This window comes from Pseudomonas sp. VEM90, assembly GCF_054611535.1.
This window is the reverse complement of the sequence record NZ_JBTRAR010000033.1, coordinates 43,011-56,019: the sequence shown is the minus strand read 5'-3', so window position 1 is coordinate 56,019 and position 13,009 is coordinate 43,011. Positions and strand designations below refer to the sequence as shown.

Sequence of the window (13,009 nt, the reverse complement as noted above, 5' to 3'; positions counted from 1 at the left end):
TGCCGGCGGTGGAGGCGTTGCCTGCCACATCGGTGGCGGTGACTTGCAGCACCTCGCCGTCTACCTGTGGCGGGTCGAGGGTGATGCTGAAGCTGCCGGTAGCGCCCACTGCCACGCTACCCAGCACAGTGGTGCCGTCGGCGGCCAGCACGCGTACGGTGCTGCCCGGTTCGGCGCGGCCGGTGACCACGCTGCCGTCGGCATTGATCACCAACTCGGTCGGTGCGGCAGGGGCGGTGATGTCGGGGGCGGTGATCTGGGTGGGCAGTGAGGAAACGCCGCCGTCATCGATGGCGACCACGTCCAGCAGTTCGCCGTTGGCTTGTGCGGGATTCAGTTCGATGCTGAAGCTGCCATCGGCGTTGGCAATGGCACTGCCAATCAACGTGCCGTTGGCATCATGCACCTGCACACGGCTGCCGGCTGGCGCGGTACCGGTGAGGGTGATGCCATCAGCATCGATGGCCAGATTGCTTGGGCTGTCGGGCGCGGAGGTCAGTGGGACGTCGTACTCGGTAGCCACGGACGCATTGCCGCTTGGGTCGGCCTGTACCAGACTCAACTGCTCGCCCGGCTGCACCGCCGGATCCAGATCAATCAGGAAGGTGCCATTGGCTCCCACAACACCTGTGCCGATCACGGTGCCATTGGCGTCGCGCACTTCGACAGTGGCGCCGGGTTCGCCGCGACCGCTCAGGGCCAGGCCGTCAGCGTCGACGGCAATGCTGCTCACCGCATCGGGCGGGGTAATGTCCGGCGCATCGAATTGCAGTGGGGTAGAGCTGTTACCGGCGGCATCCACCAGACGCACGTCGAGTGCTTCACCATTGGCCTGGGCCGGCGACAGGGTGAGGCTGAACAGGCCGTCGGCCCCGACGACACCAGTACCGATGACAGCACCGCCGGCATCGCGTACCTGCACGGTAGCGCCGGGCTCACCGCGACCCGTGAAGGTGACGCCTTCGGCCAGGGCCAGGTCGGTCGGTTGTTCAGGGGCTGTAGTATCAGGGGTGTCGACGTCCGGTGCCGTGATGCTGGCAACTGGCGAGCTATTGCCAGCCGCGTCTGCGGCGCTGATCTCCAGGGCCTGGCCGTCGATTTGTGGCGGTTGCAGAGTGATGCTGAACTGGCCGTCGACACCGGCCACAGCAGTGCCCAGCAATACGCCACCTGCGCCTCGTACGGAAACCGTCGAGCCGGGCTCGGCACGACCGGTGAGCGTGGTGCCCTGTTCATTGATAGCCAGGTCGGTCGGCGCCAGTGGTGCCGTTGCGTCCGGCGCAGTGACAGTGCCAGGCGCCGAGACATTGCCGGCGGCGTCGGTCAGGGTGACATCAAGGTTTTCGCTGTTGATCTGCGGCGCACTCAACGTCACGTCGAAGTTGCCGTCGGCACCCACTGTGCCGCTGCCGATCAGGTTGCCGGCGGCGTCGCGGATGTTCACCGTGGTGCCTGCTTCGCCACGGCCGGTCAGACGCAGGCCATCCGGTGAAACCAGCAGGTCGATCGGCGTGGCCGGTGCGCTGGTGTCGGGGTCGGAACCGCCGCTGCTGCCCCCGCCTCCATTGTCCGCCGCTGCTGCCGCGCCGCCCACGCCGAGCAGGCTGAGCCCGGCAATCGCCCAAGTTGGCATGGCGCTGCCTGCAGTACCGATGCCCGCAACCAGTTCGTCCAGCGAGGCCACTTCTTCGAAGGTGAAACCGGTGAACGCTGCCGCATCGTACTGGGCATGCCACAGGGTGCCGTCTTCGCCGACGAAGACCATATCGCTGCCGACGCCGGCCTGGTCCACGGCGAAGAAGTTACCGATGGTGACTTTTTCACCCGACTTCAGGGTGACGATCAGGTCCTGCCCGCGTTGGGTAACGGTGGCCACTTTGTCGGGAGATACCGGTATCTGAACGACGCTTGGTGCTTTGAGATTGATATTGCCCCAGGCGCTCTGAGTGGCGACTTCGGATTGCTTATCGGCGACGACGATGTTGTCCATGGATGCTCCCTGCTGATATCCGGATCCCCCGGCCCGACATTTGGGCCACGACCGACGTAACAGAGCCCTCTCAGGGTTTTTACGCACAGCCTCGACCAGGCAGTCGACAAACGGGTGGTTAGGGAGATATAGCAGCCGGTGGGGAAGCAACCAGATGGCTTTCTGGGTTAATCCTTTGGTAGAAAAGCCTCAGCGAAGCCCAAGCCTGCGGGCCAAACGGCTCAGGTTTGCGCGGTCCAGACCGAGTTCGCGGGCCGCTGCTGCCCAGTTGTCCTGATGCCGCTGCAGGCAGGCTTCGATCACCTGTCGCTGGTAAATATCGACGGCTTCACGTAAGCCGCCTTCAGGCGGGGTGACCACTTGCAGCGGTGCAGCGGGGGAGGGCAGCGTGCCTGGCGTCGCTGCCGACACGCGCAGGTCCAGGTCGATGGCGTCGAGGGTGAGGATACGTGGCCGGTCAGGGTGCTGGCCCAGCGCCTTGAGGGCCGAGCGGCCGATCAGGTGTTCCAGTTCGCGCACATTGCCTGGCCAGTCGTAGGCGATCAACGCGGCTTGGGCCTCATGGCTCAGGCGCAGGCTGTTCAGGCCCAGCCGTGAACGGTTCTGTTCGAGGAAGTAGCCCGCCAATAGCAGCACGTCTCGCCCACGTTCGTGCAACGGTGGCACGTGCAGCGGGTATACGCTGAGGCGGTGATAGAAGTCGGCGCGGAAGTTGCCCGTACGCACCTCGGCAGCCAGGTCGCGGTTGGTCGCTGCGATCAGACGCACGTCGACCCGGTGCTCGCGGTCCGAACCCAGGCGCTGCAGTTGGCCGCTTTGTAGCACGCGTAACAGCTTCGCCTGCACCGTCAGCGGCAGTTCGCCCACTTCGTCGAGGAACAGTGTTCCGCCGTTGGCCAGCTCGAACTTGCCGCGGCGCTCGCCATGCGCACCGGTGAAGGCGCCGCGCACATGGCCGAACAGTTCGCTTTCCACCAAGGTGTCGGGCAGGGCGGCACAGTTGAGGCTGATCAGCGGCTTGTCGGAGCGGCTACTGGCCTGGTGCAGGGCCTGGGCCACCAGCTCCTTGCCGACGCCGGTCTCGCCGGTAATCAGCACGGTCAGGTCGCTGCTGCCGACCAGACGAATTTCTTCCACAAGGCGTTTGTGCGCGGGGCTCTGGCCAATCAGCTCTCTATTCTGGCTGCTGGCCTGGCGGTAGAGCTCGGCGCGATGGTGCTCGTTTTCGGCGCGCAGGGCCAGGTGCTCGATACGCTCGGCCACGGTAACGGTGGCGGCCGCCAAGCTGGCAAAAGCCTGCAGGGCATCCAGTTCCAGGCTCTGGAACTGCCCGGGGGTGAGGGCGTCGAGGGTGAGCAGGCCCCATGGGCGCTCATCGACCATCAACGGGCAGCCCATGCAGTCGTGCACTTCGAGGTCCGCATCGGGGGCGTGGACCAAACCATCGTAGGGGTCGGGCAGTTCGGAATCGCTGGCGAAACGGGTGGGCTCCGGGCGGCTGAGCAGTATCTGGAAACGCGGGTGTTCGCTGACCCGAAAGCGCCGGCCGAGGGTGTCGGGGCTAAGGCCATCCACTGCCAGCGGTACCAGCCATTCGCCATCCAGTCGCAGCAGTGCTGCGGCATCGCACGGCAGCAGGCCACGCATGGCTTGCAACAGGCGGCGGTAGCGTTCCTGGTCGGGCAAATCGCGGGACAGGTCGCTGACCAGAGGCAGCAGGGCGGTGAGCAGTGGCTTTGTAGTCATATGGACTCCTATGGGTCGATATGACTATACGCGGGGGTAGGTCGTTTTGACATGACCTGCATCAAGCCCCTGATTTTGCTGGCGTTAAAAGTTGGCACGATTGCTGTAATGGCATGGGCAGTCATTTGAAGCCACAGGCTCAGGAGTTGTTGCAATGCTCAATGCCGAACAACGTGCAATCATCAAGGCCACTGTACCCCTGCTGGAAAGCGGCGGCGAAGCACTGACCACCCACTTCTACAAGATGATGCTCAGCGAGTACCCCGAGGTACGGCCGCTGTTCAACCAGGCCCACCAGGCCAGCGGCGATCAGCCGCGTGCGCTGGCTAACGGCGTGTTGATGTATGCCCGCCATATCGACCAACTGGAGCAACTGGGCGGCCTGGTCGGGCAGATCATCAACAAGCATGTTGCCCTGCAGATTCTGCCGCAGCACTACCCGATTGTCGGAAGCTGCCTGCTGCGCGCCATCGAAGAAGTGCTGGGCAAGGACATTGCCACCCCTGCGGTGATCGACGCCTGGGGCGCGGCCTATGGCCAGCTGGCCGACATTCTGATTGGCGCTGAAGAAAACCTTTATAAAGAGAAGGAAGAGGCCGAGGGTGGCTGGCGCGGTACACGTGAATTCCGCCTGGTACGCCGTGAGCAGGAAAGCAGCGAGATCGTTTCGTTCTACTTCGCCCCGGTGGACGGCATGCCGGTGCTCAAGGCAGAACCTGGCCAGTACATCGGCCTGAAGCTTGACATTGACGGTGCCGAGCAGCGCCGTAACTATTCCCTGTCGGCGCTGTGCGACGGCAAGGAATACCGCATTAGCGTCAAGCGCGAGGCGGGCGGCAAGGTCTCCAGCTACCTGCACGATGAGCTGGTGGTGGGCGATACCCTGCAACTGTTCCCGCCTGCGGGGGACTTTACCCTGGCAGCCAGCGACAAGCCGCTAGTGCTGATCAGTGGAGGGGTGGGCATTACCCCGACCCTGGCAATGCTGCAGGCAGCACTGCAAACCCGGCGCGAGGTGCATTTCATCCACTGTGCGCGTAACGGCGCGGTGCATGCCTTCCGCGACTGGATCGATGGCTTGGCGGCGCGTCATCCACAGCTCAAGCGCTTCTACTGCTATGCCGAGCCGGAAGGGGGCGCTGCAGCCGATGCGGTGGGTTTGCTGAGTGAAGACCTGCTGGCAGAGTGGCTGCCGCGGGAACGTGACGTGGATGCCTACTTCCTCGGGCCCAAGGGCTTCATGGCGGCGGTCAAGCGTCAGTTGAAGGGCTTGGGCGTGCCGGAGCAGCAGAGCCGCTACGAGTTCTTCGGGCCGGCGGCAGCGCTGGAGTGATGTAGCGCCTGTGCCGGCCTCTTCGCGGGCAAGCCCGCTCCTACAGGCATTGCACCGGTCTTGAATGGGGTGCCGTAACTGTAGGAGCGGGTTTACCCGCGAAGGGGCCGGTACAGGCCTATAGCGTACTAGCCCCCCGCTGCAGCACACCTTTCTGCCTATATATAAAGAAGAGATGAAAACACCTGCGCAGCTTTCATCCTTAATCGTCCTTTAATCACGTTATCCTTCACTCCCGGGTGTCGAGGGGCTTGCCCCTGCGCGGCACCTGGGCAGCCGTTTTTTGCCGCCTGGCGTTGAACCGACGTCGTTGCGGCCGGTCTCAGCCACACCGGATAGTCCTGCGCAGTGCTATCGCACCGCTTCCTCGGCACGCTCACAGGCCCTGCCCAGCGTGTAGACTTGCGCCCAGGCAGGCGGACCACGCTGCCACTATCCATCGAAGGAACCGGCAATGAACGAACAAACATCGCGCCTGAATCGGGAACGGCGCTTTCTGGTGCTGTTGGGCCTGATCTGCCTCTCGCTGATCGGCGGTGCCCTCTACATGCAAGTGGTGCTGGGCGAGGCACCTTGCCCGTTGTGCATCCTGCAACGTTATGCACTGCTGTTCATTGCCGTGTTTGCCTTCATCGCGGCGGCGATGCCCGGGCGCCGCAGCCTGACCTTCTTCGAAGCGCTGGTGGTGATCAGTGCAATTGGCGGAATCGTTGCGGCCGGCAACCATGTGTATATACTCGCCAACCCCATGGTCAGTTGCGGTATCGATACCTTGCAGCCGATCGTGGATGACCTGCCACTGGCAAAGCTGTGGCCACTGGCATTTCAGGTCGACGGCTTCTGCAGCACACCCTACCCGCCGATCCTCGGTCTGTCGCTGGCGCAATGGGCACTTGTGGCGTTCGTGCTGACCGCCGTCCTGGTTCCGCTCGGTATCTACCGCAACCGACGCCAGGTTTAGACAAAAGTCCCGAATTGCATGGGGTCTTTTGCACCGCATGAGGAGAGGGAAAAGTTGCGCACCGCTTGATCCAGATCAATCCCTAAGCCTTGCAGAATGCGGCTTTGAGGCCTGGCAAGCGGGGTGCGACAAACTGTCGCGAAGTTGAATTCTTGAGCATCATTGTTACGGATTCTGTAAAAGACTGTTGCTCAATAAGTCATAGTCAAGGGTTGGCGACCTATCTACAATCGCCCCCAATTTCCGTTCGGCACTGCTTGCGAGTCGCAGGATTGAAGGAAGCCTCAGCGCTCCTTTTTGCTGACTTCGTCAAGTTTCGCCCAACGGCGATACCGGGCGGACACCCCTCCGCGTTTTCCCGCACCAAATGGACTTGGTCTGAAGTACAGGCCTGTTGCCTACGAAACCATAAGCACCGCTAACCCGCTTGAAGCCAAGGTCCTGCAGTCGGACCCCAGGCAGGAGTGAGTACGGGCGCGAAATGCCTCACTTGGCAGGACGAAGTGTTGGCTACCAAAACACAAATTGCATTGAAGCAAGCTGATCTAGAGGTCGTGAGATGAGTAAAAAGCGTTACCCCAGACTGTTTGGCATATTGCCCTTTTTAGGCATGCTTTTACTCAGTGGGTGCAACTGGACCCTGCTCGACCCGAAGGGCCAGGTCGGCATTGAGCAAAAGAACCTGATCCTGATCGCTACCGGCCTGATGCTGCTGGTGGTAATTCCTGTCATCATCATGACCCTGGCGTTCGCCTGGAAGTACCGTGCTTCCAACAAGGCAGCCACCTACACCCCTGACTGGTCGCACTCGACCAAGATCGAGGCCGCGGTGTGGATCATCCCGATCCTGATCATCATCGCCCTGGGTTACGTCACCTACCACTCCACCCACAAGCTGGACCCTTATCGTCCGCTTGATTCGGACGTGAAGCCGGTTCAGATCGACGTGGTCGCGCTGGATTGGAAGTGGCTGTTCATCTACCCGGAGCAGGGCATTGCCACGGTCAACAAGATCGTCTTCCCGGCTAATACCCCGGTCAACTTCCGCGTCACTTCCGACGCCGTGATGAACTCGTTCTTCATCCCGGGCCTGGGCGGCCAGATCTACGCCATGGCCGGCATGACCACCAAGCTGCACCTGATCGCCAACGAAAATGGCGAATTCGACGGTATCAGCGCCAACTACAGCGGTGCTGGCTTCACCGGCATGAAATTCAAGGCTACTGCCACCTCTCAGGAAGACTTCGACAAGTGGGTCGCTGAAGTCAAGCAGTCGCCGAAGAAGCTGGACAAGGCCGAATATGCCGCCTTGGCCAAACCAAGCGAAAACAACCCGGTCGCGCTGTACAGCGAGGCTTCGCCTGAGCAGTTCCAGCTGATCGTCGACAAGTACGAAGGCATGAACCGCGGTCGTAGCCACGAAGAAGCAGGCAGCACAGATCTGGCCACAACCAAGGGTGTGGAATCGAGTATGCAACCAGCTGCCGGTGCAGAGGAGTAAGAGATGTTCGGTAAACTAAGCCTGGAGGCGATACCCTATCACGAGCCGATAGTCATGGTGACGCTTGCCATGATCGCGCTCGGCGGTATCGCTGTCGTCGGTCTTATCACCTATTTCCGCAAGTGGACCTACTTGTGGAGCGAGTGGCTGACTACTGTCGACCACAAAAAGATCGGCGTGATGTACATCATCGTCGCGATGGTCATGCTGCTGCGCGGCTTCGCCGACGCCATCATGATGCGTACCCAGCTGGCTGCCGCAACCGGCGGCTCCGAAGGCTATCTGCCGCCTGAACACTATGACCAGATCTTCACCGCTCACGGTGTGATCATGATCATCTTCATGGCGATGCCGTTCTTCACCGGTCTGATGAACCTGGCGGTTCCTCTGCAGATCGGTGCACGTGACGTTGCCTTCCCGTTCCTGAACTCCCTGAGCTTCTACCTGCTGCTGGCAGGCGTGCTGCTGGTCAACATCTCGCTGGGCGTTGGTGAATTCGCCAAGACCGGCTGGGTTGCCTATCCGCCGCTCGCGGGCATTCAGTACAGCCCTGGGGTGGGTGTCGACTACTACATCTGGGCGCTACAGCTATCCGGATTGGGTACGACGCTTACCGGCGTGAACTTCCTCGTCACCGTGATGAAGATGCGCGCACCTGGCATGAAGCTGATGGACATGCCGATCTTCACCTGGACCTGCACCTGGGCCAACGTACTGATCGTCGCTTCGTTCCCGATCCTGACTGCTGCACTCGCTCTGCTGACTGTTGACCGTTATCTGGACTTCCACATCTTCACCAACGAGCTTGGTGGGAACCCGATGATGTACGTCAACCTGTTCTGGGCGTGGGGTCACCCTGAGGTTTACATCCTGATCCTGCCGGCCTTCGGCGTGTTCTCGGAAGTAACTTCGACGTTCTCTGGCAAACGCCTGTTCGGCCACCACTCGATGATTTACGCATCGGGCGCGATCGCCATCCTCGGCTTTGCTGTATGGCTGCACCACTTCTTCACCATGGGTGCCGGCGCCAGCGTCAACACCTTCTTCGGCCTGGCGACGATGCTGATCTCCATTCCGACCGGTGTGAAGCTGTTCAACTGGCTGTTCACCATGTACCAAGGCCGTGTGCGCTTCACCGCACCGATGCTCTGGACCCTGGGCTTCATGGTCACCTTCTCCATCGGTGGCATGACTGGCGTACTGCTGGCCGTTCCGGGTGCTGACTTCGTTCTGCACAACAGCCTGTTCGTAATTGCGCACTTCCACAACGTGATCATCGGTGGCGCGGTATTCGGCTACATCGCCGGTTTCGCCTTCTGGTTCCCGAAAGCCTTCGGCTTCACCCTGAACGAGAAGTGGGGCAAAGCTGCCTTCTGGTTCTGGCTGTCGGGCTTCTACGTTGCGTTCATGCCGCTGTACGCCCTGGGCTTCATGGGCATGACCCGTCGTCTGAACCACTCCGACAACCCACTGTGGGAACCCTACCTGTACGTAGCCGTTGTCGGCGCCGTGCTGATCCTGTTCGGTATCGCTTGCCAGCTGATCCAGATCTTCGTTTCGGTCCGCGACCGCAACCAGAACCTGGACGTGACCGGCGACCCATGGGGCGGCCGTACCCTGGAATGGTCGACTTCTTCGCCACCTCCGTTCTACAACTTCGCTCACATGCCTGAGAAAGTTGGCCTGGACTGCTGGCACGAAGCCAAGGAAGCAGGCGTTGCGTACAAGGCTCCGGCCAAGTACGAAGCCATTCACATGCCGAGCAACACCGCTACCGGTCTGTTCATGGGCCTGTTCCTGACCGTCTTCGGCTTCGCCTTCATCTGGCACATCTGGTGGCTGGTTGGCGCGAGCCTGGTTGCAACCATCGCTGTCTTCGTTCGCCACGCTGCGCGTGACGACCAGGGCTACATGGTTCCGGCCGAAGAAGTGGCGCGCATCGAAGGCGAGCGTATGAAAGCGCTGGCCAAAGCAGGTGCTCTGCCTGCCGGCGCACGTGTCGAATCGTTTGAGCGGGTGTAATCAATGTCCAGTCAAGTAATGCACGGCGCTGCTCATGGTCACGACCATGGGCACGACGACCACCACCACGACTCGGGCCAGATGACCGTACTGGGCTTCTGGCTGTACCTGATGACCGACTGCATCCTGTTTGCGTCGCTCTTCGCCACCTACGCGGTGCTGTCCGGCAGTTTTGCCGGCGGCCCGTCGGGTCATGACATCTTCCAGCTCGATTTCGTAGCTGTTGAAACGCTGCTCCTGCTGCTGTCCTCGATCACCTTCGGCTTCGCCATGCTGAAGATGTTCGATGGCAAGAAAGCTGGCGTACTGGGCTGGTTGGCTGTGACCTTCCTGTTCGGTGCAGGCTTCATCGCGATGGAAATCTATGAGTTCCATCACCTGATCAGCGAGGGCTTCGGCCCGCAGCGCAGTGGCTTCCTGTCGGGCTTCTTCGCCCTGGTAGGTACCCACGGTCTGCACGTGACTGCTGGTCTGATCTGGATGGCAATCATGATGTACCAGATCAACAAGCACGGCATCACGCCGACCGCCAAGACCCGCATGAGTTGCCTGAGCCTGTTCTGGCACTTCCTGGACGTGGTCTGGATCTGCGTATTCACCGTCGTTTACCTGCTGGGGGTTCTGTAATGGCTAACGCACACGACACTCATCACGAAGGTAATCACGGCAGCGTCAAGTCGTACATGATCGGTTTTGTACTGTCGATCATCCTGACTGCGATCCCGTTCGGCCTGGCCATGACCGCCAGCCTGCCGAAGAACCTGACCGTTCTGATCATTGTTGCCATGGCCGTGATCCAGGTGGTTGTTCACCTGGTTTACTTCCTGCACATGGACCGCTCGAAAGAGCAACGCAACAACGTTTCGACGTTCCTGTTCACCACCCTGGTGATCGCTCTGCTTGTCGGCCTGTCGCTGTGGATCATGTTCAGCATCCACTTCGAAATGTTGGCCAAGTGAGGTAAGACTGCATGTCCGTTAAGCACTTTATCCAAATCACCAAACCGGGGATCATTTTCGGTAACGTGCTTTCCGTGGCAGGCGGTTTCTTCCTTGCCTCGAAGGGCCATGTGGATTTCGCCCTGTTCCTGGCGGTGGTGATCGGTACTTCTCTGGTGGTTGCGTCCGGATGCGTGTTCAACAACTGCATCGACCGTGACATCGACCACAAGATGGAGCGCACCAAAAACCGAGTCATGGTTCAGGGCGGCATGTCGCTGCCCCTCGCGCTGATCTACGCCACCCTGCTCGGGGTGGCGGGTTTCAGCCTGCTGTATGTCCAGGCCAACCCGCTGTCTGCGTTCTGCGCACTGATTGGCTTTGTCGTCTACGTCGGTTTCTACAGCCTGTGGCTGAAGCGTAAGTCGGTGCACGGCACCTTGGTCGGCAGCCTGTCGGGTGCCATGCCTCCGGTGATCGGCTACTGCGCCGTGAGCAACAGCTTCGACCTGGCTGCGGTAACCCTGCTGGTGATGTTCAGCCTTTGGCAAATGCCGCACAGCTTTGCCATCGCGATCTTCCGCTTCAAGGATTACAGCGCTGCCAACATTCCGGTTCTGCCGGTGGCACGTGGCATCCTCGCGGCGAAAAAGCAGATCGTGCTGTACGTGCTGGCCTTCGTGCTCGCCACCCTGATGCTTACCCTCGGCGGTTACGCCGGCCTCGGCTACCTGGCCGTGGCAGCAGCCATGGGCCTGTACTGGCTGTACATGGCCTGGGGTGGTTACAAGGCCGAGGACGACAGCAAGTGGGCCCGCAAGGTGTTCGGCTTCTCCATCCTCACCGTTACTGCCCTGAGCGTGATGATGGGTGTGGACAGCCAGACTGCTGCGGACGTGCTGATGACCTACGCTCGCTGAAACTGCTGCCTGTTTCACGAAAACCCCGGCCTCTGCGCCGGGTTTTTTTTTGATGTTTTTCCTGGGCTGGCCTCTTCGCGGGTAAACCCGCTCCTACAAGGTTCCTGTAGGAGCGGGTTTACCCGCGAAGAGGCCAGCCCAGGAAAATATAAATCTCTGATTTTCAAACAATAGATCTGAAAAGTTCTAAAAAAACAGGAAATTATCCTTTACAGGTATCCTGTTTCAGCACTATCTTCTGACTCAGGCCGCCACATCGGCCAGCGTCGCTCGGACGGTTCCGGGCGCTTACGTAATCAGAGGAAGCCATGGCCAACCCAGGTTCGCCGCGCCGCTTTGCGCGCATTGATCGTCTCCCCCCCTACGTCTTCAACATCACCGCCGAGCTCAAGATGGCTGCCCGCCGTCGTGGCGAGGACATCATCGACCTGAGCATGGGCAACCCCGATGGCGCCACCCCGCCGCACATCGTCGAGAAGCTGGTACAGGTCGCCCAACGTGAAGACACCCACGGCTACTCCACCTCTCGCGGAATCCCGCGCCTGCGCCGGGCCATCTCCAACTGGTACAAGGACCGCTACGAGGTCGACATCGACCCGGAAAGCGAAGCCATCGTTACCATCGGCTCGAAAGAGGGCCTGGCCCACCTGATGCTGGCCACCCTCGACCAGGGCGACACAGTGCTGGTGCCTAACCCCAGCTACCCGATCCACATCTACGGCGCAGTGATCGCCGGTGCCCAGGTGCGTTCGGTGCCGCTGGTACCGGGTGTGGACTTCTTCAACGAGCTTGAGCGGGCCATCCGCGAGTCCATCCCCAAGCCTAAGATGATGATCCTCGGCTTCCCGTCCAACCCCACCGCCCAGTGCGTGGAACTGGACTTCTTCGAGCGAGTGGTGGCCCTGGCCAAGCAGTACGACGTGCTGGTGGTGCATGACCTGGCCTATGCCGACATCGTCTACGATGGCTGGAAAGCCCCGTCGATCATGCAGGTCCCGGGGGCCAAGGACATTGCGGTGGAGTTCTTTACCCTGTCCAAGAGCTACAACATGGCCGGCTGGCGCATCGGCTTCATGGTCGGCAACCCTGAGCTGGTCAGCGCCCTGGCGCGGATCAAGAGCTACCACGACTACGGCACCTTCACCCCGCTACAGGTCGCGGCCATTGCCGCGCTGGAAGGCGACCAGCAGTGCGTCCGCGACATTGCCGAGCAGTATCGCCAGCGCCGCAACCTGCTGGTCAAAGGGCTGCACGAACTGGGCTGGATGGTCGAGAACCCCAAGGCGTCGATGTACGTGTGGGCGAAGATCCCGCCGGAGTATGCGCATCTGGGTTCGCTGGAGTTCTCCAAGAAGCTGCTGGCCGAGGCCAAGGTCTGTGTGTCGCCGGGGATCGGTTTTGGTGACTATGGGGACGACCATGTGCGCTTTGCTCTGATCGAGAACCAGGACCGTATTCGCCAGGCCATCCGCGGAATCCGGCAAATGTTCCGGGCTGACGGTTTGGCTCGCAAGTAAGCCCATTGGGGCTGCGAAGCAGCCCCTTCTGCCTCTTGGGTGAGCTTTCCGCCTGCCTTCTGGTTACCCGTACGCCTACCT

Annotated in this window: 10 protein-coding genes; 8 read left to right on the top strand and 2 right to left on the bottom strand. The window is 60.9% G+C overall.

Annotated features, from left to right (window positions below):
- Together ACYCCG_RS24515 and norR are read right to left on the bottom strand one after the other, a co-directional pair.
- Positions 1 to 1,990: Ig-like domain-containing protein (locus ACYCCG_RS24515; protein ID WP_459672061.1), on the bottom strand; the 1,990-nt coding region annotated here is incomplete at its 3' end.
- A 189-nt stretch (positions 1,991 to 2,179) separates the two neighbouring features.
- On the bottom strand, positions 2,180 to 3,736 hold the full coding sequence (gene norR, locus ACYCCG_RS24510) for a nitric oxide reductase transcriptional regulator NorR (RefSeq protein ID WP_339444412.1): 1,557 nt from the start codon (positions 3,734 to 3,736) through the stop codon (positions 2,180 to 2,182).
- 154 nt (positions 3,737 to 3,890) lie between these two features.
- Between norR and hmpA the strand changes: the two genes are divergently transcribed.
- The 8 genes from hmpA (at position 3,891) to alaC (ending at position 12,928) form a co-directional block, all read left to right on the top strand.
- A complete protein-coding gene (gene hmpA / locus ACYCCG_RS24505) occupies positions 3,891 to 5,069 on the top strand; it encodes an NO-inducible flavohemoprotein (protein ID WP_176685509.1) in 1,179 nt (392 codons plus the stop codon).
- Positions 5,070 to 5,523: 454 nt separating this feature from the next.
- Positions 5,524 to 6,030, top strand: coding sequence for a disulfide bond formation protein B (locus tag ACYCCG_RS24500; protein ID WP_176685510.1), 507 nt, complete (start codon positions 5,524 to 5,526; stop codon positions 6,028 to 6,030).
- A 559-nt stretch (positions 6,031 to 6,589) separates the two neighbouring features.
- Entirely contained in the window at positions 6,590 to 7,531 is a 942-nt protein-coding gene (gene cyoA, locus ACYCCG_RS24495) for a ubiquinol oxidase subunit II (protein WP_176685511.1), read from the top strand.
- A gap of 3 nt (positions 7,532 to 7,534) precedes the next feature.
- Entirely contained in the window at positions 7,535 to 9,553 is a 2,019-nt protein-coding gene (cyoB, locus tag ACYCCG_RS24490; RefSeq protein ID WP_003248603.1) for a cytochrome o ubiquinol oxidase subunit I, read from the top strand.
- A gap of 3 nt (positions 9,554 to 9,556) precedes the next feature.
- Positions 9,557 to 10,180, top strand: coding sequence for a cytochrome o ubiquinol oxidase subunit III (cyoC, locus tag ACYCCG_RS24485; RefSeq protein WP_019436939.1), 624 nt, complete (start codon positions 9,557 to 9,559; stop codon positions 10,178 to 10,180).
- Positions 10,180 to 10,512, top strand: a complete 333-nt coding sequence (gene cyoD / locus ACYCCG_RS24480) for a cytochrome o ubiquinol oxidase subunit IV (protein ID WP_003248599.1) — start codon at positions 10,180 to 10,182, stop codon at positions 10,510 to 10,512. The genes cyoC and cyoD overlap by 1 nt, the downstream gene beginning before the upstream one ends.
- An 11-nt stretch (positions 10,513 to 10,523) precedes the next feature.
- Positions 10,524 to 11,411, top strand: a complete 888-nt coding sequence (cyoE, locus tag ACYCCG_RS24475) for a heme o synthase (RefSeq protein WP_003248596.1) — start codon at positions 10,524 to 10,526, stop codon at positions 11,409 to 11,411.
- Between the two features lie 308 nt (positions 11,412 to 11,719).
- A complete protein-coding gene (gene alaC / locus ACYCCG_RS24470) occupies positions 11,720 to 12,928 on the top strand; it encodes an alanine transaminase (protein ID WP_021781745.1) in 1,209 nt (402 codons plus the stop codon).
- Positions 12,929 to 13,009 lie beyond the last annotated feature (81 nt).

Bases quoted from the DNA above. Each gene is read 5' to 3' on its own strand.
- norR (WP_339444412.1), bottom strand. From the start codon at position 3,736: ATGACTACAAAGCCACTGCTCACCGCCCTGCTGCCTCTGGTCAGCGAC.
- hmpA (WP_176685509.1), top strand. From the start codon at position 3,891: ATGCTCAATGCCGAACAACGTGCAATCATCAAGGCCACTGTACCCCTG.
- ACYCCG_RS24500 (WP_176685510.1), top strand. From the start codon at position 5,524: ATGAACGAACAAACATCGCGCCTGAATCGGGAACGGCGCTTTCTGGTG.
- cyoA (WP_176685511.1), top strand. From the start codon at position 6,590: ATGAGTAAAAAGCGTTACCCCAGACTGTTTGGCATATTGCCCTTTTTA.
- cyoB (WP_003248603.1), top strand. From the start codon at position 7,535: ATGTTCGGTAAACTAAGCCTGGAGGCGATACCCTATCACGAGCCGATA.
- cyoC (WP_019436939.1), top strand. From the start codon at position 9,557: ATGTCCAGTCAAGTAATGCACGGCGCTGCTCATGGTCACGACCATGGG.
- cyoD (WP_003248599.1), top strand. From the start codon at position 10,180: ATGGCTAACGCACACGACACTCATCACGAAGGTAATCACGGCAGCGTC.
- cyoE (WP_003248596.1), top strand. From the start codon at position 10,524: ATGTCCGTTAAGCACTTTATCCAAATCACCAAACCGGGGATCATTTTC.
- alaC (WP_021781745.1), top strand. From the start codon at position 11,720: ATGGCCAACCCAGGTTCGCCGCGCCGCTTTGCGCGCATTGATCGTCTC.